Annotated in this window: 16 protein-coding genes; 14 read left to right on the top strand and 2 right to left on the bottom strand. The window is 50.8% G+C overall.

Features of this window, described 5'->3' with window-relative positions:
* Positions 1-57: 57 nt before the first annotated feature.
* The 6 genes from JT719_RS18305 (at position 58) to JT719_RS18280 (ending at position 10,395) form a co-directional block, all read left to right on the top strand.
* A complete protein-coding gene (locus JT719_RS18305) occupies positions 58-723 on the top strand; it encodes a porin family protein (RefSeq protein WP_207435193.1) in 666 nt (221 codons plus the stop codon).
* Between the two features lie 137 nt (positions 724-860).
* Positions 861-2,783: a DNA polymerase III subunit gamma/tau gene (locus JT719_RS18300; RefSeq protein WP_207435192.1), complete on the top strand. Its 1,923-nt coding sequence runs from the start codon at positions 861-863 to the stop codon at positions 2,781-2,783.
* A 60-nt stretch (positions 2,784-2,843) separates the two neighbouring features.
* Positions 2,844-3,386 (top strand): hypothetical protein, encoded by a 543-nt coding sequence (locus JT719_RS18295; protein WP_207435189.1) that lies wholly within the window; start codon positions 2,844-2,846, stop codon positions 3,384-3,386.
* A gap of 834 nt (positions 3,387-4,220) precedes the next feature.
* A complete protein-coding gene (locus tag JT719_RS18290) occupies positions 4,221-7,184 on the top strand; it encodes a M16 family metallopeptidase (protein WP_341350780.1) in 2,964 nt (987 codons plus the stop codon).
* A gap of 288 nt (positions 7,185-7,472) precedes the next feature.
* The gene (locus JT719_RS18285) at positions 7,473-8,714 is read left to right on the top strand and encodes an alpha/beta fold hydrolase (protein WP_207435187.1); all 1,242 of its coding nucleotides are present in this window, start codon (positions 7,473-7,475) and stop codon (positions 8,712-8,714) included.
* Positions 8,715-9,186: 472 nt separating this feature from the next.
* Positions 9,187-10,395, top strand: coding sequence for an alpha/beta hydrolase-fold protein (locus JT719_RS18280; RefSeq protein WP_207435186.1), 1,209 nt, complete (start codon positions 9,187-9,189; stop codon positions 10,393-10,395).
* A 97-nt stretch (positions 10,396-10,492) separates the two neighbouring features.
* On the opposite strand, the gene JT719_RS18275 is transcribed toward JT719_RS18280, so the two are convergent.
* The gene (locus JT719_RS18275; RefSeq protein WP_207435184.1) at positions 10,493-11,416 is read right to left on the bottom strand and encodes an NmrA family NAD(P)-binding protein; all 924 of its coding nucleotides are present in this window, start codon (positions 11,414-11,416) and stop codon (positions 10,493-10,495) included.
* A gap of 484 nt (positions 11,417-11,900) precedes the next feature.
* On the opposite strand from JT719_RS18275, the gene JT719_RS18270 reads away from it, so the two are divergent.
* The 4 genes from JT719_RS18270 to JT719_RS18255 all read left to right on the top strand — a co-directional run bounded on the left by JT719_RS18270 (position 11,901) and on the right by JT719_RS18255 (position 15,736).
* Positions 11,901-13,097, top strand: coding sequence for an MFS transporter (locus JT719_RS18270; RefSeq protein WP_242693348.1), 1,197 nt, complete (start codon positions 11,901-11,903; stop codon positions 13,095-13,097).
* Positions 13,098-13,265: 168 nt separating this feature from the next.
* Entirely contained in the window at positions 13,266-13,778 is a 513-nt protein-coding gene (locus tag JT719_RS18265) for a DUF2243 domain-containing protein (RefSeq protein WP_242693347.1), read from the top strand.
* A gap of 10 nt (positions 13,779-13,788) precedes the next feature.
* Entirely contained in the window at positions 13,789-14,616 is an 828-nt protein-coding gene (locus JT719_RS18260; RefSeq protein ID WP_207435182.1) for a cytochrome c oxidase assembly protein, read from the top strand.
* Between the two features lie 184 nt (positions 14,617-14,800).
* Positions 14,801-15,736 carry a zinc metalloprotease gene (locus JT719_RS18255; RefSeq protein ID WP_207435181.1) on the top strand — a complete coding sequence of 312 codons (936 nt, stop codon included), beginning with the start codon at positions 14,801-14,803 and terminating at the stop codon, positions 15,734-15,736.
* An 89-nt stretch (positions 15,737-15,825) separates the two neighbouring features.
* Here JT719_RS18255 and JT719_RS18250 read toward each other — a convergent pair whose 3' ends face one another.
* Entirely contained in the window at positions 15,826-18,051 is a 2,226-nt protein-coding gene (locus JT719_RS18250) for an NADP-dependent isocitrate dehydrogenase (protein ID WP_207435180.1), read from the bottom strand.
* A 1,181-nt stretch (positions 18,052-19,232) separates the two neighbouring features.
* On the opposite strand from JT719_RS18250, the gene JT719_RS18245 reads away from it, so the two are divergent.
* From JT719_RS18245 to JT719_RS18230, 4 genes are all read left to right on the top strand, one after another.
* Positions 19,233-20,705, top strand: a complete 1,473-nt coding sequence (locus JT719_RS18245; protein WP_207435179.1) for a T9SS type A sorting domain-containing protein — start codon at positions 19,233-19,235, stop codon at positions 20,703-20,705.
* 155 nt (positions 20,706-20,860) lie between these two features.
* A complete protein-coding gene (locus JT719_RS18240; RefSeq protein ID WP_207435178.1) occupies positions 20,861-21,550 on the top strand; it encodes a hypothetical protein in 690 nt (229 codons plus the stop codon).
* A 121-nt stretch (positions 21,551-21,671) separates the two neighbouring features.
* On the top strand, positions 21,672-22,349 hold the full coding sequence (gene nfi / locus JT719_RS18235) for a deoxyribonuclease V (protein ID WP_207435177.1): 678 nt from the start codon (positions 21,672-21,674) through the stop codon (positions 22,347-22,349).
* 193 nt (positions 22,350-22,542) lie between these two features.
* Complete coding sequence (locus JT719_RS18230) at positions 22,543-23,811, top strand: aminotransferase class V-fold PLP-dependent enzyme (protein ID WP_207435176.1); 1,269 nt, start codon at positions 22,543-22,545, stop codon at positions 23,809-23,811.
* Positions 23,812-23,838 lie beyond the last annotated feature (27 nt).

Here is a 23,838-nt window from a genome sequence, read left to right as displayed (position 1 = left end):
AGGAATTCAGGGATACTTTCTACATTGCCTTCCATACCTTACCACCCTATTCAATTCATGAAAAATTTTATTTGCGCCGTGGCTCTGAGTCTAGGTGCTGCGTCTTTCTGTTCTGCCCAAAGCACTCCCGGTTCTACCCAAGTGGGCATCTTAGTTGGCCCAAACCGCACGCATCTAAACCGCTCAAAAGACTACTTTGATTGGGCAGACTTCAAAAGTGATTTTAGAGGAGCGGCCGGCCTCTCGGTGAAACACCAATTTGCTTCCCTTTTCCTGAAAGCAGACCTGTTATACGAGAACAAAGGCGACAGAATAGACTACACAACAACCGATGCAAACGGATACCCCAGCGGGGAGCACAGCCTCAGGTTCAACTATCATTATCTGTCGCTTCCCGTTTTACTGGGAATTCACATTAAGCAAACCGGTTTCTTTGTGAACGCCGGCCCTTCTGTTTCCTGGCTTTTAAAGCAAACAAACAAAACAAATGAAAAGAGCGACATCCCCTTTGCAGACGAGGACACGACATCTGACTGGAAGAGGTTAGATGTTGGGGTTGCCGGAGGGATCGGTTATTCCCGGCCTATTGCTTCTGCTTTAAACCTTAGTGCCGAAGTACGGCATACCCTTGGTCTTCTGAACATTTCCAAAAGCTCCAACAGCGTCAGAACCAGTTCTACCAACCTGCTCTTAGGCTTGCACTATACCCTGGCAGGTAAGTAGGTCAATTTTATGTTTCCGGCCTGCTTTCTTCAAAACAGGCCGGAAACATAATCCTCGTTGCACAAAATCAAGAACCTGACTGCCCCGCCAAGATTGGGTTTCAGAATAGAATCAGAAACCTTTAACTTTGTAGAGCGATGGAGAATTTTGTTGTATCGGCCCGTAAATACCGCCCGACTACGTTTGATAGCGTGGTGGGGCAGCACCATATTACCACTACCTTAAAGAACGCAATCAGCAGTAACCACCTGGCGCAGGCGTTCCTGTTCTGCGGCCCCAGGGGCGTGGGCAAGACCACCTGCGCGCGTATTCTGGCCAAAACCATCAACTGCCAGAACATTACGCCGGAGGTAGAGGCTTGCAACGTGTGTGACAGCTGCAAGAGCTTCAACAACAACAGCTCGTTCAACGTGCACGAGCTGGATGCGGCGTCTAACAACTCCGTGGAGGACATCCGCAACCTGGTGGAGCAGGTGCGTTATGCGCCACAAACGGGCAAGTACAAAATCTACATCATAGATGAGGTGCACATGCTCTCCAACTCGGCCTTCAACGCGTTTCTGAAGACCCTGGAGGAGCCGCCGGCCTACGCCATTTTCATCCTGGCCACCACCGAGCGCCACAAGATCATTCCTACCATTCTCTCGCGGTGCCAGATCTTTGATTTCAACCGTATCCGGATTGAGGACATGGTGCAGCACCTGGGCCGTATCGCCTCCAAAGAGGAGATCAAAGCCGATGACGATGCCCTGCACCTGATTGCCCAGAAAGCCGATGGTGCCCTGCGCGATGCCTTGTCGATCTTCGACCAGATGGTGACTTTCTCTGGCCACCACCTTACCTACAAGGCCACTGTGCAGAACCTGCACATCCTGGACTATGACTATTATTTCCGCCTCACGGAATATCTGCTCACCCAGAACCTGAGCGGGGCCTTGCTGCTTTATGACGAAATCCTGAAAAACGGCTTTGATTCGCACAACTTCGTGCTGGGCATTGGCGAGCATTTCAGAAGCTTGCTCGTGTGCAAAGACACCGTAACGGTGCAGTTGCTGCAGGTTTCTGAGAACATCAAAGCCCAGTACGCGAAGCAATCGCAGGAGGCGTCTCTGAGTTTCCTGTTGTCTGGCCTGAACCTGGTGGGCACCTGTGACCAAAACTTTAAAGCGGCTAAAAACCAGCGGTTGCACGTGGAACTGCTGCTCATGAAACTGGCCCACCTGCCGCACGCCCTGCAGCTGGCCTCAGACCTCTCTTTGAACGGAGAGGTCAAAAAAAAAACTAATGGAAGTTCCGGCGTAGCCGCTCCGGTTGCGCAGGCACCGGTTATCCAGGCTCCGCCCGTAGCTCCTGCACCACCAGCTCCAGCTCAGCCAATTTCGGCCGGTTCTGAGAAAAACACCGCCGAAACGCACCACAACACCGCGCCCGCCGATATGGACGCCGGCCAGGAGCCCGTGTTTGAAACGTATCCTAACCAGGCCCCTTCTCCGGTACCCGTGGCGGCTAAACCGGCCCCGGCGGTGGCTGATCCGGCGGCTCCCATGCGCACCGTGGCTTCTCCCCTGGCTACCCGCAAACTGTCAAAACTGCCCAGCCTGAAGAACCTGGAGGAGAAAGTAGCGGCCTCGGCGGCGCCCGCGGTGGAGGTGCTGGAAGAAGAAACCGAGGCCTACGTTCCCGGTTCTCTGCCGCCCATCAATGAACTGAAACTGCAGCAGCTCTGGAAACAGTACGTGGACCGCGTAAAGCACACCGACCGCACCCTGGAGTACACCATCCTGAACCGCGAATGGTACTTTGACGCCGAGAAAGCCGAGGTGCACCTGCAGGTGGAAAATGAGGTGCAGGTAGCCGAGTTCAACAGCTTCAAGCCTGAGTTTCTGATGTATCTGCGCCAAGGCTTAGGGCATAACCGAATACAGGTGCTCATTGACGTAGTACAGCAGGAAGGCGGCCGTAAACTCTACACCTCGCAGGACAAATACAACTACTTAGCGGAGATGTACCCGGCCCTGAAAGACCTCAAAAACCGCCTCGGCCTGGACACCGACTTCTAATCTTTTCAAAACCTGTGGGGCTTTTCCAACGTCTCACAGGTTTTTACTTTTCCCCCTCCCATGAACCACCTCTTCGATCGCAAAACCGATTCTTTTTTCGGGACTTTAAGTTACCTGGGCTATGTGCTTTTATTGGCGGGCTTACTCACCGGAAGTAGCCCTTGGTGGAGCGGGGACGTAGACCAAGCCCAGATGCTTTCCGTGGGAGCGTTGCTGTTTGTACTGGGTCTGCTGTTCAAATACACCTACCACGGTTTCCAGATCGATTTTCAAAACAAACGGGTGCGGGAATACCTAAGCATGTTCGGGCTGAAGACCGGCAGATGGGCACCCTTGCCCGCGTTCAAGCAGGTCCTCCTGTCTTCCAATTTAGGCCACGCCCATGCCCACGATCATGACCACGAGCACGGCCACCACCATCATGAAGAACCCGCCCCACTGGTGACCTGGTACACCATCGGCCTATACTCCACCTCCCCAGAACCCGACTACGAACTCCGCACCGATAGCCAGCAGGATGCCCTGCAAACCATGGAATTGCTCGCTAACCGTCTCCACATTCCCGCCGAAAACAGAGCCATCTCTCCTGCCTCGCATTCCTAGACGGCTTATTTGTTTTGGGGCTGTTTTTCTTAAATGAGGCTGAAATGGGCTCTGCCCTTGGATTGTGGACCAGCAGATGTAAACATCCCCCTTCGCCCCCTTCAAAGGGGAATCTGCGCTTGGTAAAAGTAGTTGCCATAAGTGGATTGGGACTTTCCTCGCTCGCCTCCGGCGAGTGTGGGTCATCGTGCGGCCTCTGGCCGCGTTGTGTTGTGTTGTGTTGTGTTGTGTTGTGTTGTGTTGTGTTGTGTTGTGTTGTGTTGTGTTGTGTTGCCAATGTCCCTAGCGGCGAGACGCCGCCAAATTTCTCACACTCGCCGGAGGCGAGCGAGGGTTTGATTGGGCCTTAGTCACAGCTACGGTAACACGGCAGTTACAAACTGCCATCATAGTAGGTCCAAGTCACAGACTTGAACCATGAGGAGGGCAATGCGTGTAGGCGACAAGGCAGTGCCTTGTCTCTACGAGGTTCTGTCACCGTCAGTGCTGCCGCCTCTTTCCCTAATTCCAGTCTTTCGGGCGAGCGCCTTAGCAGGTTCCGGTGCCGCAGGCATTGCGACCGCCAGGGAGCAAAGGAAGCTGGTACAGCGTGAGCGCGGGGGCCCCCGCGGCCGTGAGCGCATAACGCCTGCTATGCAAAGACCCGCCCATAAATCCATAGGCAAGCGAAAGCTACGCCAGCAACAGACAGGATTAACATCGCACTTAGCTAAAGCATATCCTTAGCTACCAGCAACCACACTAATCCTCATTCTCAAAGCGTTATAATCAACGCCATAAAATCCCTTGGTTTTCCTATATTTGGTAACCATCTACAAGATTAATCCACCAGACGTGAAAAAAAGATTTATTGCTTTTTCCCTGATGGGAGCGATGCTGTTTGCCCAGTGCAAAACCAGTACGCCAACCCAGACTGCTTCCTCGGCAACGGAAAGCCCATCGGCGGAGGCAGCCCAGAAAGAGTTCCCCTACACTTCCGTGCCCAATGATCCGCTGAACGCGCGCATCTACAAACTGGACAACGGACTTACCGTGTACCTGACCAAATACGAGAATGCGCCGCGCATCCAGACCTACATTGCCGTGCGGGCCGGTAGCAAAAACGATCCCGCCGATGCCACCGGTCTGGCGCACTACCTGGAGCACATGGCCTTCAAAGGCTCAACGCGCCTGGGTACCATCAACTGGGAAAAGGAGCAGCAGGAACTGGCCAAGATTGAGGCCCTGTACGAGCAGTACCGTACCCAGAAAGACCCGGCCCTCCGCAAGAAAACGTACCACCAGATTGACTCCATCTCCGGAGTAGCCGCCAAGTACGCAGTGCCGAACGAGTATGATAAATTGGTGGCCGCCATGGGCATGGAGAACTCCAACGCCAGCACCTGGGTGGAGCAGACCATTTATTACGGCGACATCCCCAGCAACCAGGTAGACAAGTGGGCCATGCTGGAGGCCGAGCGCCTGGGCGTGATGATTCCCAGATTGTTCCACACGGAACTTGAGGCCGTGTACGAGGAAAAGAACCGCTCCCTGGACTCTGACCAGAACAAAGCGTTTGAGGCGGCCTTCGCGGCCTTGTTCCCTACGCACCAGTACGGCGCCCAGACCACCATCGGAACGGTGGAGCACCTGAAGAACCCGTCTATTACCGAAATCAAGAAGTATTTCGATAAGTACTACGTGCCCAACAACATGGCCATTGCCATGAGCGGCGACCTTGATTTCGATCAGACCATCAGAACCATCAACGAGCACTTCGGGCGGTGGCAGAAGAAAGCCGATCCGGTGTACAACGCTCCGCAGGAGAAGCCTATTACCGCGCCTGTTGTGAAGGAGATTCTGGGGCCAGAGTCTGAGATGCTGCTGATGGCCTACCGGTTTCCAGGCATCAAGTCCAAAGACGCCTTGGTGCTGCGCATGATCAACCAGATTCTGAGCAACGGACAGGCCGGATTGATTGACCTGAACATCAACCAGAAGCAAGCCGCTTTGGGCGCTGCGTCTTTCGCTGAGATTTACAATGATTACTCGGCTCACTTCCTCACCGGCAATCCGCGCCAGGGTCAGACGCTGGACCAGGTGAAAAACCTGTTGCTGCAGCAGATTGAACTGGTGAAGAAAGGCCAGTTTGAGGATTGGCTCATTCCGGCCATTGTGAACAAAAACAAGATCAGTAAGATGAAAGCCTACGAGAGCAATGCCGCCCGCGCTACGGCTTTCGTGGATGCGTTCATCGCGCGCCAGGACTGGGCCGATTACCTGAAGCAGGAAGACGAATTTGAGAAGATCACCAAGCAGGACGTGATGGACGTGGCCAACCGCTACTACGGAAACAACTACGCCGTCATCTACAAACGCACCGGTCAGGACCCGACTGCCCAGAAAGTGGAGAAACCCACCATCACGCCAGTGCCGGCCAACCGCGAGGCGCAGTCTGAGTTCTACAAACAGGTGGCCAGCCGCACCGTTTCTGAGTTGCAGCCGCAGTTTGTGGATTACCAGAAGGACATCCAGCAGGGCACGCTCAAATCGGGTATTCCTATCTACTACACCCAGAACAAGGAGAACGGCCTGTTCAACCTGTACTACATTCTGGACATGGGCACCAACAACGACCTGAAGTTGGGTCTGGCCGTGGATTACCTGCAGTACCTGGGCACCGACAAATACACCGCCGAGGAGCTGCAGAAAGAGTTCTTCAAGATCGGGTGCTCATTTGGGGTATCGTCTGGGCAAGACCAGGTGTATGTGTCTTTGACTGGTTTGGACGCCAATCTGGAACAAGGGCTACAGTTGTTTGAAAGTCTGCTGCAGAACCCCAAAGCCGATCCCCAGGCTCTGAGCGACATGGTGGCTGGTATCCTGAAGGACCGCAAAGACGCCAAGCTGAACAAGAACATCATCCACAGCGTGGCCATGGTGAACTACGCCAAGTACGGCCCTAAGAACCCGTTCACGCACATTCTGAGCGAGCAGGAGCTGAAGAAAGTGAAACCCGCTGAGCTGATTACCCGCATCAAGAGCATTCCAACGTACCAGCACCGCGTGCTGTACTACGGTCCGCGCGAGTTGCAAACCATCAGTGCTACTCTGAACACCGGGCACATTGTACCGACCAGCCTGAAACCGGTTCCCGCCGAGAATGCCTTCAAAGAGCTGGACATCAAAGACCGCCGCGTGTACTGGACCAACTATGACATGGTACAGGCCGAGTTGCTGTTTTTGACCAAGTCTCTCAATTATGACCCTAAACTGGTGCCTACCATCAGGCTGTACAACGAGTACTTTGACGGCGGCATGGGTGCCATCGTGTTCCAGGAACTCCGCGAATCGCGGGCTTTGGCGTACTCGGCCAGCTCTCGTTTTGCCAACGCCAGTCGGAAAGACCGCGCCAACTACATCATGTCGTACATAGGCACACAGTCAGACAAACTTCCCGAAGCCATGGCAGGCATGCAGGAACTCCTGAACAACCTGCCGTTGGCGGCCGCTAACTTTGAGAATGCCAAAGCCTCGGTGCGGAACAGCATCGCGACGGAGCGCATCAACAAAGTGGGCATTTTAATGAACTATGAGCAGGCCCGCAAACTGGGCGTAGACCATGACCTGCGCCGCGACATCTACGAGAGCCTGGATGCCCTCACCTTAGACCAGATCAAAGCTTTTCAGCAGCAGTTTGTGAAAGGCCAGAACCAGACCATTCTGGTGATTGGCTCCAAAGACCGGCTCAACTTCAAGGAACTGGCCAAATACGGCACTGTGAAGCAACTGACGTTGAAAGAGCTGTTTGGGTATTAAGCGATGGATGTCAGACGCTAGATTTTAGTATCTAGACTTTTGAAGAAGGAGGAGCCGTTGGTTCCTCCTTCTTTGTTTTTGGGCTGTTTTCTGGGAAACAGGTCAAAAAGGACCCAATCAATTACTCCTCAATATCCGGTTGTACTCTGGTTCACATAGCAGCACCCCGATGAAAAAGAATCCTTTCAGGCAACCGGCGCCTTTTATATAGCATCTACAAGATATTAACCTTCTGCCGCAGCTTCATTGCTGAACTGGTGCCCCCCATCTTGCTAAACAACTAATTCTATGATGCTCAAAAGAACCTTGCTGCTGCTGTTTTTCCTGGGGAATACGGCATTGGCCAACGCACAGCAAACTAAAATGGTAAATGTGGGGAACCACTCCCTGGAAATGGTACAGGCCGGTACAGGAGAATACACCGTCATCTTTGAATCGGGGTTTGGGACGGCTTATAAAGTATGGGGCAACGTAGCCTCTGAGGTGATGCAGACCAATCAGGTGCTACTGTACTCCAGGGCCGGAACAGGCAACTCGGAACCTAATCCCAATACGCATACCCTGGAGCAGACGGTGCAGGACCTGGAAACCCTGGTGGAAAAGGCCAACCTCAAAGCACCCTTCATTTTGGTGGGCCATTCCTACGGAGCCTTCATTATTCGCGCCTACGCGGCCAAGCACCCAGACAAAGTGAAAGGGTTTGTATTTGTGGACCCGGCGCATGAGAAAATGATGCAGGAACTGAAAAAGGCAGACTATGCCAAAGCGATGAAAGACGTAGAGCTGCAGAACAGCTTCGTGCCCGCCAAATTCAAGCAGGAGAACGAAGCCATCAACCAGATATTTGAGAAAGCCGAGTTGCCTGATTTTGGGAAGCTGCCCCAGGTACCGGCCGTGGTCCTGACCTCGGTTCAGAAGCGGGCTAACCCTGAGTTGTTCCTGCACGAGCCCAAAGGCGTGGAAATATGGCGGAATCTGCACAACGAGTTCTTTAATCAGTTTACCAGCGGCGAGCACGTCATCACCTCCAGAAGCGGCCACAACATCCACCGCGAAGAGCCGGAGTTGGTGGTGGACGCAATCAACCAGGTGGTACAGGCCGCCACCAAGGAAAAGCAGCGGCAGGAACACGAAGCGAAAATGGCGGCCTTAGAAGCTAAAATGTTGCAGGCAGCTTCTTACCTGAAACAGCGAAAATCGTCGCAGGCCGAGGCAGTGGTGTTCGAGGCGCTAAAGAACTCCGGGCTCAAGGAGCCCATGATCAACACCATTGCTTACCAGCAACTCAACAATCCAGATCATATCGGCCTGGCCCTACTGACGTTCAAATACAACACGGTCCAGTACCCGCAATCGGCTAACGCGTTTGATAGTTACGGCGAAGCCTTGCTCAAGCAGGGGAACCTCAAACTGGCAGAACAGCAGTTCCTGAAAGCCATTGAACTTGCCACCTCGGCAAACGACTCTTCTGCGCTCAGAAACAGCAAGAACAACCTTGAGAAAATCAATCAATTGAAACAGGCTAAATGAAGGAAGGGGTATGGGCTATCGGGCTGCTGAATCTTATAGGGTGAAAGTGCTTTTGCCCCGGGCTGACCTTGTTCTGGGAAGGTAGCGCCCTTTCATCCTGCCGGCTGACGTCGTTACGGTGTAACGACGCTACATATTGCCCTGTAACGACGCTACACCTTAACGTCGTACGCATTCCGTTAGAACATAATCAGGTTCAAAGCAAAGTCCGCCAACAAGACCTTTGGGACATTCAAAGACGTAATGACTTAACCCTCTGGGAAAGCCATTGGTCGCTCCTTCTTTGTTTTGGGGCTATTTTCACCAACGAAAGGGTAAAAACAGCAACTTCCCTTATGAATCAAGTCAGCAGCAAAATATTCATTCAATTATATATAGAAATTCCTTGAGAGTGATCAGTGAAATCGGTTTACCTTAGTGAATTGATATTTAAAGAATTTAATCATCCTTCCTTTTCTTCCCTCCACCTCTTATGAGAGTATTCCTTTCCGTTTTATTACTCCTGCTGCCAGCGCTTTGCTTCGGGCAGGCGGCTAAGCAGAACGACAACCAAATAACCATCGGCACCAAAGAAACCCTTCATTCCACTATTCTAAAGGAAGATCGCGAAATCTGGGTGTATGTGCCCAAGTCTTCTGATGTCCACACGCGTTACCCGGTCATGTACCTGCTAGACGGCAAAGACTTCTTTCATTCTGTGACGGGCATGGTAGACGAGATGAGCTCCGTAGGAAAGATGCCCAAGATGATAGTGGTAGGCATCCTGAGCAAAGACAGAGGAAGCGAGCTTACCCCCACGCCCTCTAAGTTCAGCCGGGATGGCATGGTAGACCCAGATTTCAAGAATTCAGGCCGAGGGGAGAAATTCATTTCCTTTATTCAAAAAGAACTCATGCCTTTTGTGGAATCCCGCTACCGCACTGCGCCTTACCGCATGTTTGTGGGCCATTCATTGGGTGGGCTCACGGTCCTCCACGCGCTAGTGAACCACCCAGCTTTGTTTAATTCCTATGTAGCCATTGACCCTAGCGTGTGGTGGAACGGTCACCTCATCACCAAACAAGCTCAGAAAGCATTTTCGCAAAAAGAATACGCTAACAAGAACCTTTACTATGCGGCCTCTAACACCATGGAGAAAGGCATGGACACCGTAAGGGTGATCAAAGACACCGTATATGCCAATGGCAACGTGCGCAACCACTTCCAGTTCAGGGACATTCTCAGAAAAAGCAAGAACCTGGTCTGGACCTGGAAGTACTACCCAGAAGATAATCACTCTTCGGTGCCTTTGCCCGCCGGGTATGACGCGTTGCGCTTCCTATTTAAAAAATATGAGCTAGACAAAAACTTGAATGACCCTACCATTACGGTGGAGTACATCAAAGACCATTACAAAGCGGTGTCGGCCATGATGCAGTACCCGGTGCTGCCCTCAGCGGGGACGGTGAACGCCTTGGGATATATTTCGCTGGGCAACAAGCGGTATGACAAAGCCTACCAGTTCTTCAAGCTGAACCTGGACAATTACCCCGCAGACGGCAACCTGCATGACTCTATGGGCGACTATTACGTGGCCATAGGGGATAAGAAAAAAGCCATGGAAGCTTTCAGAAAGGCGCTATCTCTGGAGGAGGTAGCGGAAACAAGACGCAAGCTGAAGCAATTGGAAGCCGGTCAGTAAAGTTCTGGCCTAAAGCCTGAAAGAAGGAGCAGCCATGGGTTGCTCCTTCTTTGTTTTTAAGCTATTTTTTAGAACCCCCCCTGAAACAGGTTGATCCTTACGGCTTGCGTGTAGCGAGCACTTCCCGCACGCTCGTCCATTTTATTTCAGGATACCGATGGTTGTCCAGCGGCGCCAGCTTGGGAGTACCGCTGAGCATGTTGCGCAGGTACTGCATGCCTTGCCAGGGCGGGAACACCTCGTCTTTACTGGGTGAGAAAAACCTAGTCAGTTTGATCATGGTGTCCAGCACTCCTAAGCCTCCAAGCCGGAGCAGTTTGAACTCTTCTCCGGTCACGTTGCTGGCCACCGTTTGGAGCTCTCTGACAGAAAGCACATCTCCGGCAACCCGCAGATACCTGGGCGTGGTTGGGTCTAAGGCCGCAGCCGCCGTGTAAGCCGCCGTATCTTCAATGGTGGTAAAATCCAGGGACTGATCTGCGTTGCCCCAGTACATCACGCGCTTCAGAGGGAAGAGCACTACGGGAGCCTGCCCGGTGAGCAAATCGGTGAACATGCCATTCAGGATGGAGGTAGCCGCGATGGGTGCTTCATCCAGGCGCTGTTTGAATTCTTTTCTGAGATCCAGGTTGCGGTTGGTGCCTTTGGGAAGCTTGGTAAAGTCAATTGCGAAGTCTGAGGGAATAAAACGGAGAATCCCGGCCTGCAGTGCTGCCTCCAGCAGCTTTGTCTGCGCCTCCACAATAACTTCACGCAGGCCAGACAACGCAGACACTACACAGGAAGCCCCTTCACACGCCTTGCTCAGCGCAGCGACATCGTTGAAATTAACTTCCATCACCTGCACGCCCAACTTCTGCAACGCTGCTACTTTAGGAGTACCGCTACCCCTGCGGACCAGCGCCCTTACGTCTGCCCCTCTCTTGCGCAATTCCTTTGCAATGCGGCTTCCTAAATCTCCGGTGGCTCCGGCTAAGACAATGGTACTATTTTCTAGGGAAGAAGTGCTTTGTGGCTCCATGGTTTGTTTAAGCAAGTAATGCTCATTAACCAGAAACCTTGGTGAAATGTTATAGAAATAAACTCAAGGGCTGGCCTGAGGGCTTCTACTATCCTAAAAGATACCAGCCACAAGAGCCAGAAACAAAGCCTGAGTTGCCGTTGGTTGCTCGGCCTTTGTTTTTGGTCTACTTTTAAGAAAATATGGCGAAAACAGGACCGAGGGTTTTTCCTTGATTAGCGGTATTTATACGTAATCCGCTTAGTAAGAGAAACATCTATCCAACAAGGCCGTTATTGCTACCTCAAACCTTATTTTATCATTCATCAGGAACATGCCTCCTTTATATTGGGTAATTCCTACCAAATACATACTTCATTCATAGTAGGATAAATCCAACACACCTGCCTTTTGCTTGCAATCAACCTGTTACAAACCATTTGCAGATGGAGGGTGAAGTATGGACAATTCTTCTGATCTCTTGTTTATAAATAGTACGCTTACCATGAAAAGTACCAACGCTTCTCCCCTCATCAAACTGAGTCTTATCTCGCTTACCCTTGGGGGCTTCAGCATAGGCATGACCGAGTTCCTGATGATGGGGATTCTGCCGGATATGTCAAAGGCCGTTAATATCACCATTCCGGAAGCCGGCCATCTGATTTCCATTTACGCTTTGGGCGTGGTGATCGGTGCCCCGCTTATGGTTGGCATCACCTCCAACATGCCACCAAAAAAGGTTCTGATAGGTTTAATGCTGATGGTCTGTGTCTTCAACGGGCTTTTTGGAGTAGCCGGTAATTACCCGTTGCTCATGGCTACCAGGTTCATGGCGGGTCTACCGCACGGGGCATTCTTTGGGATCGGGGCCGTGGTGGCCAGCAAATTAGCCGAACCGGGTAGGGAAGCCAGGGCCGTGTCGGTGATGTTTGCCGGATTGACGGTTGCCAACATCATTGGGGTTCCGCTGGGTACCTACATTGGGCACCATTACAGCTGGCGTTACTCCTTCGGGCTGATTGCGGTAGTGGCCTTGCTGGCGGCTTTGGCGGTGAAACTCTGGATGCCTTCCATCAAGTCAGACTCTGAGACCAGTTTCCTCAAAAGCCTCAACATCTTCAAACATAAAGAACTGTGGCTCATCATTGGCATCTCCACCATTGGCACCGGCGGTATGTTTGCCTGGATCAGCTACATCGCGCCGTTGATGACCGAAGTGGCCGGTTTCAACCCCAACTCCATGACCATCATCATGGTAGTGGCCGGTTTTGGAATGGCCGCCGGGAACTTCATGGGTGGTCGTTTGGCAGACCGCTTCTCGCCCCTGACCACCACCACGTTGCTGTTGTTGAGCATGGTAGTAACCCTGTTCCTTACCATTGGGCTGGTGCAATTCAAACCTACGGCCATTCTCATGACCTTTGTTACCGGCGCTGTAGGCTTTGGGATGATCGCGCCCATGCAAATGCTCATCGTGCAGCAAGCGAAAGGCGCCGAAATGCTGGCTTCTGCCCTGCTGCAGGCAACGTCTAACATGGCCAATGCTTTGGGAGCTTTCTTGGGAGGTTTGCCTATTGCGGCTGGCTTTGGATATACCTCGCCAGAATACGTAGGCGCCGGATTGGCCTTCACCGGGTTCCTGTTCTGCCTTTTGCTCATTGCAGCCTATAAGCAAAGAGCGAAAAGCATGGCGATGGCGTAGTAAGAGGAGAACTTGGGGGCGGATTTGTGAAGGTGGGCGCCACCGCTTTGCAGAAAACCGCGTTACGGGTTTTGTTTGGGTATCACTTCTGAACGTAAACAAGTAACGTTGGAAGCTAAGACCAAGTCCTGATATGTAACGGCTTAAACCTTATGCCGTTCATGGAGTATGAGAAAGAGTGCTTCTTCTTACTCATACTCCATGCATCAGGAAACAGGAAAAGCGAACCCCAGGCAGTCTATGCGTGCCGGCGCCCTGATTGGGGTAGGCATCATGGCCGCCGTGGATGAGATCATCTTTCACCAGTTACTGGCCTGGCACCATTTCTATGACCGCTCTACCCCCACCATTGGTCTGCTCACCGATGGCCTTCTCCATGCTGCCGAGTTGATAGCAATTGTGGCGGGCTTCTTTCTGCTGCTGGACCTTCGGCGAAGCCATTCTTTGGCTACCCTAAGAGCGTGGGCAGGCTTTTTCTTAGGCATGGGCGGGTTTCAGTTGTTTGATGGTGTGGTTGACCACAAGGTGCTGCGGCTTCACCAGATCCGCTATGTGCCCAATGTTCTTCCCTATGACATTGCCTGGAACCTGGCCGCACTCGGGCTACTGCTGATCGGGCTTCTTTTGACAAAACGGGCCAGAAATCAGGAAAGAGGTTCTTTGCAGGAGCGCCCCGTTTAAAAGAAGTCTAATGCAGCATCATTCCCATCACCAGCTTCAGGACGGCTCCTTCTCCCAATGGATACCTCTGTTGGTGATAGCAGCAATAGCGCTCATTTACTTGCTCGCCCTTTTCACTTTAAAGAAGAAAAATACCACCTGGCCCCCTCGGCGCACCGCTAGTTTCTTGACAGGCGTTTCTTTGCTGGCAGTTGCCCTGTGGCCCAGCCTTATGCAATGGGCTCATCAAGACCTGAGAGGCCACATGGTGCAGCACCTGCTCCTTGGCATGTTTGCCCCCTTGTTCCTGGTGCTGGGCGCGCCTATTACCTTAGCCTTAAAGACATTACCCGTAAAAGCGGCCCGTAGCCTTACTTCCCTGCTAAGGACTAAAGCCTTCTACCTTCTGAGCCACCCGGTTACCGCCTTTATCCTGAACATAGGTGGCATGTACCTGTTGTACCTAACGCCCCTTTATGTGAAAAGCCTGGGCAATCCTTCGGTACATTACTTGGTACATATCCACTTTCTTGCAGCCGGCTACCTTTTCACGTGGTCAATGATCGGTCCTGACCCTGCCCCTAAACGACCGTCGTTCCTGCTACGCGTAGCGGTGCTTCTCACCAGTATCGCTTTTCACGCGTTTCTGAGCAAGTTCATGTATGCCTATCTTTATCCGCTCCACTCCCCACATAGCGAAAATCAAATCAGGGAAGCGGCCAAGCTGATGTATTACTGGGGAGACCTCTCAGAACTGCTCCTGGCTATAGCACTTTTCACCATCTGGTACCGCCAGCGAGCACCCCGGTTTGGTTCTCCAGCTCAAAGCAGGAGTCAACGGCATGGGTATGTTGAATAATGCAGGAAAGCTTCACCACATAATCTCTCAAAAACACGGCTTCACAGAAGAAACTGTTCCTGGTCTTCCGCTTTGGTAGGGGTATTTACGGGATCAATGGTCCATCATAAGGACAGAGACTTCCTGCATGATTACAACTGCAGCTCTGCCCTTTACCCAAGTCATATTAAACTGACATTACCTTATGTTTCTGGAGAATTCAGGCCCTCACCTGAGCAAATGGCGAATACTTTATCTACTCACTCTGGCAAGCCTGCTCTTTGGCTGCGACAAAGAAGACCCTGCTCCTTTTGCGGGGCTTACAGAAGAAGAAGTCATTCAGATTCCGGTGGTGGTGCATGTGATTTATGCCGAAGATGCTTTCAACGTAAGCGACCAGAAAATTGCCTCCCAGCTAAAAGTCCTGAACGAAGACTTCCGGAAACGAAATCCCGACCATGCCAAAACACCGGAGGAGTTCAAGCACCTGGTAGCCGATGTGGGGATAGAATTCGTTTTAGCCACGCAAGACCCGGAAGGGAAGCCTACCAATGGAATTACCCGCACGTACAGCACCATCAGCGGTTTTGACGGGCACGGAGAGCATAAACCCATTGATGATCGCACGTTATTTTTTACCAGCAAAGGAGGCCATGATGCCTGGCCCACCGACCGCTACCTGAATATCTGGGTGGTAGAAATGAGCGACCGCCACGGCAACCTGGGGTTGGCTGGCTACGCCCATATGCCGGGCGCAGACCCTCGTATAGACGGTGTAGTCATAGATCCCAGGACATATGGCACACTGCCTCCCTTAACCAAAGAAAACGCCCTGGGCAGAACCGCTACCCACGAAATAGGGCATTGGCTCAACCTCCACCACCTCAATGGACAAACTCCCAACGGCTGCAACTCCACTGATCTGGTAGATGATACGCCACCTGCCAGCGATGCCTATTGGGGAACTCCCTCCTACCCGCAATATTCCTGCGGACAGAGCAGCCTGTTCATGAACTTCATGGACCGGGTAGATGACGAAGCCATGTACATGTTCACCAAAGGCCAGCGTGCCAGAATGCGGGCTGTGTTTGCCCCAGACGGCAAGCGGCACCAACTGTACCTGAATAGCAAGAAGCAGTAGACGCTCCTCTGGCAACTCGCTCCGTTTAGAAACAAAAAGGCCGCTTGAGATTTTCTCAAGCGGCCTTTCATCTAAATAAACAGCTCTTCTTAGAACTGATCAATATAGGTGTTCAAAGTAGCGCTTGGGCGCATGGCTTTAGATACCTTCTCCAGGTCTGGGTGGAAGTATCCGCCCATGTCAACTGGTTTGCCTTGCTCTGCAATCTGCTCCTGAACAATCTTCTCCTCGTTCTCGGTTAAGTTTTTGGCTAAGTCAGAGAATCTGGCTTTCAGCTCCTCGTTCTTGGTTTGCTCGGCCAGGGCTTGGGCCCAGTACAGCGCCAGGTAGAAGTGGCTACCGCGGTTGTCAATGCCGCCAACTTTACGAGCCGGTGACTTGTCTTTCTCCAGGAACTCAGCGTTAGCCGCGTTCAGGGCTTCAGCCAATGCCTGTGCCTTCTCGTTTTTGGTCTTGTACGCCAAATCTTCCAGAGAAACAGCCAGGGCTAAGAACTCACCCAGTGAATCCCAGCGCAGGTAGTTTTCTTCGGCAAACTGCTGTACGTGCTTAGGAGCAGATCCGCCGGCACCGGTTTCAAACAATCCACCGCCATCTAACAGAGGAACAATGGAAAGCATTTTGGCGCTGGTACCCAGCTCCAGGATAGGGAACAAGTCAGTTAAGTAGTCACGCAGTACGTTACCGGTTACGGAGATGGTGTCCTGACCGGCTTTGGCGCGCTCGCAAGAGTAACGCATGGCTTCTACCGGAGACATAATTTTCACTTCCAGACCGTTGGTGTCATGGTCTTGCAGGTAACGCTCTACCTTTTTGATCAGGTTAGCGTCATGCGCACGCTGCGGATCTAACCAGAAGATAGCCGGAGCACCCGTGATGCGGGCTCTGGTTACGGCCAGCTTCACCCAGTCCTGGATAGGCAGGTCTTTGGTCTGGCTCATTCTGAAGATATCGCCTTCCTCTACTTTCTGCTCCATCAAAGCAGTACCGTTGGTATCTACCACGCGTACGGTACCGGCCTCAGTCATCTGGAAAGTTTTGTCGTGAGAACCGTACTCTTCTGCTTTCTGCGCCATTAAGCCGATGTTTGGCACCGTGCCCATGGTCTTAGGATCAAACGCACCGTTCTCTTTGCAGAAGTTGATTACTTCCTGGTAAATACCGGCGTAGCTACGGTCTGGGATCATGAACTTAGTGTCATGCGGCTTGCCATCAGCGCCCCACATTTTGCCCGAAGTACGGATAGCGGCTGGCATAGACGCGTCAATGATCACGTCGTTAGGGAAGTGCAGGTTGGTAATGCCTTTGTCAGAATCCACCATGGCCAGGGCCGGGCCGCTCTCATACACAGCGGCGATATCGGCTTCAATAGCGGCTCTTTGGTCTTCTGGCAACTTCTGGATTTTGTTGTACAGGTCACCTAAACCGTTGTTAGGGTCAACCCCAATTTCTTTGAACACCGCAGCGTGCTTCTCAAATACGTCTTTGAAGAACACAGTTACCGCGTGCCCGAACATGATAGGGTCAGACACCTTCATCATGGTGGCTTTCAGGTGCAGCGACAGCAGGATACCAGACGCTTTGGCATCGGCGATCTCTTTCTCAAAGAAAGCACGCAGCGCTTTTTTGCTCATCACAGATGAGTCAATCACTTCACCGGCTTTCAGGGCGATGTTTTCTTTCAGTGGTCTGGCAGAACCATCGGCACCCACAAACTCAATTCTCACGGTGGTTGGCTCCTCTACTACCACCGACTGTTCAGTGCCGTAGAAGTCGCCGCCGTCCATGTGCGCCACGTGTGATCTGGAGTCAGAAGACCAGGCACCCATTGAGTGCGGGTTCTTTTTAGCGTACTGCTTCACCGCATCGGCCACGCGGCGGTCAGAGTTACCTTCGCGCAATACCGGGTTCACGGCGCTACCCAACACTTTGCCGTAACGGGCTTTGATTTCTTTTTCGGCCTCGTTTTGCGGATCTGCCGGATAATCAGGAATGGCATAGCCCTGAGCCTGCAGTTCTTTGATAGCCGAAGTCAACTGAGGAACAGAAGCACTGATGTTAGGCAATTTGATGATGTTGGCTTCCGGAGTTTTCGCTAACTCACCCAGGTAAGCCAGGTCATCGTTCTGCTTCTGCGCATCTGTCAGGTTTTCTGGGAAAGTGGCGATGATACGACCCGCCAAAGAGATATCTCTGGTTTCCACTTCAATGTCTGCCGCTTTAGTGAAAGCTTTCACAATTGGCAGGAACGATTGCGTGGCTAAAGCCGGAGCCTCATCGGTGATGGTATAGATGATTTTGGTTTTGTTTGACATTTCGTTCTTTTAAAGTTAAGGTGATTATACCAGGAGCCTACTCATACGAAATAACTCCCGGTCATGCCTTTGCTTTTACAGCCGGTTACTTTAGCAAATATAAGCGTCTTTTTAATATAGGCTAACCGCGGCACTGTCAAACCCAAATTCTGGTTTTTAGATAATACCGCCCGGCACTAGGCAACCCCACATAAGTTATTGCAAGCTAACTAGATAACCAGTTCCAGCGCTTCTTCTTCCCAGATCAGATGATTCGTGCAGGCACCCCTGTCCACCTGTTTTTACCCCCTATTTCCGGAAAAAGGGCAAAAACGCACTCAGAACTTACCCGGCAAGTATCCAGAAGTAACGCTCCTTGCTTTTAGCTCTGCGTTGTTTCCCATCGTTTGGGCTAAGGCACATTCCTCTTTCTCTTCTATCTCCTTTGGTAACTCAGAAAATTACGCCTCTGAAAAGGGCTACTTACGCGAACCTCTCACCACGGGCTGGCTCTTTTTGAACTTAAGGTCATTATGGAGTTGACGCTCTTTTTGCCAGAAGATGGTCTACTGGTCTTTTAGGCATTAAAGCAAACAAAAAATTATAAAAAATAATTATTCCACTAATTAATTAAACTATTTACGAAACAAAATCAATAATCTCTCTTCCAGACTCATCTTTAATATAAATTTATAAATAATGCTTATTGTTTTACACACCACTTATGCAACTCTCATCACCCTCTTCCTATTGCAGCAAAGTTTAATAAATTATAAGTTAGAGCCAATTAATTAAAGAAGTGTATTTACATTTTAAAACTATACCAAGATTAAATATAGCAAAACAACAATACACCTCCTCCCTAAATAGATTTTCAATTACATAAATTTTATATTACTATGAAGTCAATCTTACAACTACTCATTGTATGTGCGGCAGTCTTCCTCCAACTCAACGTGTACGCACAAAGGACTACGCTTTATCATGAAAACTTCTCTGGAACACTACCTACCATTAAACATAACTGGCAGCTTGCCAACACGTCAATGAGCACTGCTTCTTATGTAAAAGCTTCAAAAGGAGCCCATTTAAAAACGGGCACAGCCCTAGGCACTTATTCCCTTGAGATAGGAGAATTTTCAACCGGTGGATTTGCAGACATTAAGGTGAGTTGGGGAGGAAAAAAAACAGGGGAAACAAACATGGTTCTTGAATACAGTTTCAATGGAGGTGTATGGGTTCCGGTGGAAAAATGGTTTGACGTAGGCACAGCATGGTCTAAAGTGAATGCTGAGCTAGACATCTCCTTGCCGGCCTGTTTTAACAAAGGCAAGGTAAAATTACGTTGGACTTACGTTGTTTCTAACGGCACCAGCGCTTACGCCATAGATGACATCACCATTACAGGCATTCCCTACGGTGGACCAAGCAATTCATCTGCTAAATCAACCTTTAGCTGGGAGGACAGAACTGGCGGAGAAATACCGTACAATGTTGCAAGGTACGGTAGCACTAACTACTATGAGTTAGATGGGGTTAAGATGCAATGGGACAAGCTGCAGTCAGGCAACGCCAACATGTACACCCAACAAGTTACCCCAGACTACCAAAGCATAGACACTTACTCTATTTCCCAACAGTTTGCCGGGGCGCCAACTTCTACTAACTTCACAAAAACCACGTTGCACTTTATAAACAAGTCGGTTACAGGCCTCACATTTACGTTGTTTGATGTTGACCAAAGCAACAATCAATTTCTAGACATCCTCAAAGTTGTTGCCTACAAGAACGGAATCTCTACTCCTATCTTGCCTAAAAAACAGCAGGTGCAAACCACTTCCACAAATGACTTTGTTCAGGAGGGAACAGAGGTTTTCTTTAAGAGCAAAACCCAGTCAGCGGGAGGAGCAAACATAGACGGCTCTTCACCTGAAGGAGATGTAGTGGTAACTTTCTTAGAAGCCATAGACAGGTTAGAGATCTCCTTTTATAACGGCACCCCCCCACAGAATGGGAAAGGCCAGCAAGGTTTCGCAATCTCAGATCTTTACTGGAGAAACGTAAACATGTCTACCCCTGAAACAGACTTCATCACCCAGAGTGCTATTGGAGGAACCGACGTAGGCCCTGATCCGCTACCCGTTACTTTAACCGCGTTTGATGTCAAGAAAGTAGCAGAAGGCGCTAAGCTGGATTGGATCACTGCCGCTGAAATTGACAATGACCGGTTTGTGGTAGAACGCAGCCAGGATGGAAAAACGTTTGAAGCCATAGGTGAGGTAAAAGGGGCAGGAAACAGCAATGTGCTCCTGAAATATTCCTTCATTGATAAAGCGCCTAAACATGGCATTAACTACTACCGGTTAACCCAATATGACTATGATGGCACATCCGAGACCTCCAAAATGGTATATCTGAGCGTGAGAGTTGTTCCGGCTGTCAAAGCAAACCTTACCGCTTATCCTAACCCTACTTCAGAAGATTTGACCATCAAGACCACAGCAGCCTCTGCTAATGAACAAATCATTTACATATTGAACTCGGTGGGTAGTGTAGTAAAGACGGTAGTGTTGCCTAAGCACGAAACATCTGCCCAGTTCTCTGTCAGAGAACTGGCAAGCGGTCTGTACCTGGTAAAAACCGGTAAAGCCACCACCAGATTCTACAAGCAATAAAACCTAAGACTGTTAACTGATTACATAATAAAAGGGTGCCTTGGAAAGGGCACCCTTTTATTATGGGTACTCCGTTCTCCTTATGAAGCCCATCAACAAACATCAGAAAAACCGTATATAGCCTTATGAAGGTACTACATCTAGTTTTAAGCTGTTTGATACTCACCCTTGCAGGTTGTCAACCCAACTCAACCCAGGAAGAAGGCAGCGCAGAAAAAGCATCCACCGGTAGAAGGGCAACAACAAGAACAGAAGAAAAGCGGCAGGAGGCGGTACTACAGAAAGACACATTGAACGCGGTGCAGGAAGAAGTGGTGCGCAAACCTGCCCCTAGCTCTCAGGAGGAGTTCACGGCTTTTTTCGATCGGTTTGAACGAACCATTCAGCAGCAGGATGCGGAGGCGTTCAACCAGATGATAGATCCTAAGCAAGGCCTATACATTATTGAAAGTCCGGGAGCGGTACCTCAGTTCACCCATTTGGCGAATATCAGTACTTTCAAAAAATCAGGCTCAGAACAGGGGGCATTTTTCACTATCCGACAGAAGTTTAACCAGTGTAGTCTGAAGGAGGTCAAAAAACTACCGGCCGTCACCTGCGAAGGAGAGAATAACAATTTTGAGCAACAGGGTTGCTTCTTAAGCGACGGAACTGCTTTCCAGAAAAATGAGGCGTACAAGTACGCGGGTCTACCCAAGGAGGAGCAAACAAAGGTAGCCCAAACGCAATTGCTGGTGCAGAAAACGGTACTCCATACCAGCAGCGGTTACAAATTCCACTTCGGGCAAGTAGAGGGAAAATGGCGAGTCTTGTTCATTGACCTGATGGTCCCCTGCAGCGCCTGAAAACCGGAAAAAGTATCTCATCAGGTGGGTTTCCGTAAGTGTAAAAGCGAAAGATGTTTTAGACCTTATTTGGCAAAACCACGCTAAAAACACCAACCACAAGAAACCCAAACAAGATACTATGGCCTGGCCCCCGCACCTTCCCCCACCAGATCCGCAAGTGGTTAAGACACTTACTGAGCAACAGGAAAAACTCAGGCAACAGGTGGTGCTCCGGAAACCGGATTTTGAATTGAAACTTCTGGCGGGTTGTGATTCCTCCTTCATTGGCGAGAACATTCTCTCAGTGTTTGTGGTACTGCGTTACCCCGGACTGGAGTTGGTAGAAAGCGTCTGGAATTACAGCCCCGTGGAATTGCCTTACATTCCAGGGTTTCTGGCTTTCCGGGAAACTCCCAACCTGCTCCAGGCCTATGACAAGCTGCAACACCCCCCAGATTTGATCATGGTAGACGGGCACGGCATTGCGCATCCTCGCCGGCTAGGCATTGCCAGCCAGTTAGGAGTGCTCCTGAACAAACCCACCATGGGCGTGGCCAAGAAAGTACTGACCGGCAAGTACGAAGAACCAGCCATGACCAAAGGCAGCCTCTCCCCGCTCACCCACCGCGGAGAACATATTGGCAATGTGATCCGCACCAAAGACAAAGTAAAGCCCGTATTTGTATCGCCGGGGCACCTCATGGACATGGAATCGGCTACCAGCATCGCCCTGGCTACTGCCATCAAACACAAACTACCGGAACCCACCCGCTTAGCCGACCATTACGCGGAGGTCTACAAGAAAGAGGTGCTATAAACTATACCCTGGGAGGGAATACGGTAACCTTTGGGCATTTATTCCTTCAGGATTTGAATATATACCCAATTTTGCCCTTCAACCCAAACCAAGTATAACTCCCCAAAAAAGGCACTAGTATACTATGGAAGCCAATCCCTTAAGAGGCAGCGGTTGGCTTGGTAGTACCTAGTGTCATTTTAATTGGGAGAACATGGAAATACAAACGAAGGAGAAAACAAACACCCAACAGAGTACCCAGGAAGGATTTGACGTGTATCGCGTTCGGCAAGACTTCCCCATGCTACAACAGAAACTCAACGGAAAACCCTTCATTTACTTAGACAGCGCAGCCAGCGGGCAAAAGCCCCAGGTACTGATGGATAGGCTAAGTGATTTTTACGCCCATGAGTACGGAAAGCCCAACGAGCAGCACACCGCCAGCAAGAACGCCACCGAGATGTTACAGGAAACCCGCCAGAAGGTGGCCGACCTGATCAAAGCCAAAAGTAGTGATGAGATTGTCTTTGTGCGGGGCTGCACGGAAGCCATTAACGTGGTGGCCCTGGGCTTTGCGCGCGGCCTGCTGCAAGACGGTGATGAAATCATCATTTATTTGATGGAGCACCATGCCAATATTGTGCCCTGGCAAATGGCGGCGCAAGACTCCGGTGCCGTGGTGAAAGTAATACCCCTCACCGAAACCGGGGAACTTGACCTGGAGGCCCTAGAGAACCTGATCTCTGACCGCACCAAGATCATAAGTCTGGTGCATTCCTCACAGATACTGGGCACCATTAATCCCATCAAGAAAATAACGGCCATGGCTCATAAAAAAGGAATTCCGGTTCTGGTAGATGGCGCCCAAACCGCCCCGCACATGCCCATAGATGTACAGGACCTTGACTGCGATTTCTTTACGTTCTCGGCCCATAAAATGAGCGGACCTACCGGTGTGGGTGTTCTGTACGGCAAATCTGAATGGCTGGAGAAGCTTCCGCCGCATAACGGAGGCGGCGAGATGTGTAATACCGTCACCTTTGAACAGACCACGTACAAATCCATCCCTAAGAAATTTGAAGCGGGTACCACCTCGTTTGCTGACATCATCTCGTTAGGTGCCGTCATTGATTACCACCATGCCTTGGGCATGCAAGCCATCGCCGATTACGAGCAGGAATTACTGGAGTATGGTTTGGAGAAACTACACCAGATAAAAGGACTGCACATTCTGGGCTCGGCCCCGGAGAAAGAACCCGTGGCGTCCTTCACCATTGACGGAGTTGATGTAAAGGAATTGGAGAAATACCTGAACAGCGAGTGGGGCATTGCCGTGAAAGCGGGCTCGCTTGCCTCTCAGCCCCTGATGAAGCACCTAAAGGTAGAGCAAGCGATTAGAGCCTCCTTTTGCTACTACAACACCAAAGAGGAAATAGACACCCTCGCTCAGGCCATAGAAACCTTTATCCAGAAGGATTCCTGATGTTGCACTGGTTCATAGCCATTGTTT

The organism is Sabulibacter ruber (assembly GCF_017355955.1).
In the GTDB taxonomy this organism is placed as follows: domain Bacteria; phylum Bacteroidota; class Bacteroidia; order Cytophagales; family Hymenobacteraceae; genus Nibribacter; species Nibribacter ruber_A.
Note: the sequence above shows the minus strand (reverse complement) of the source record. Positions and strands in the feature narration are given on the sequence as shown.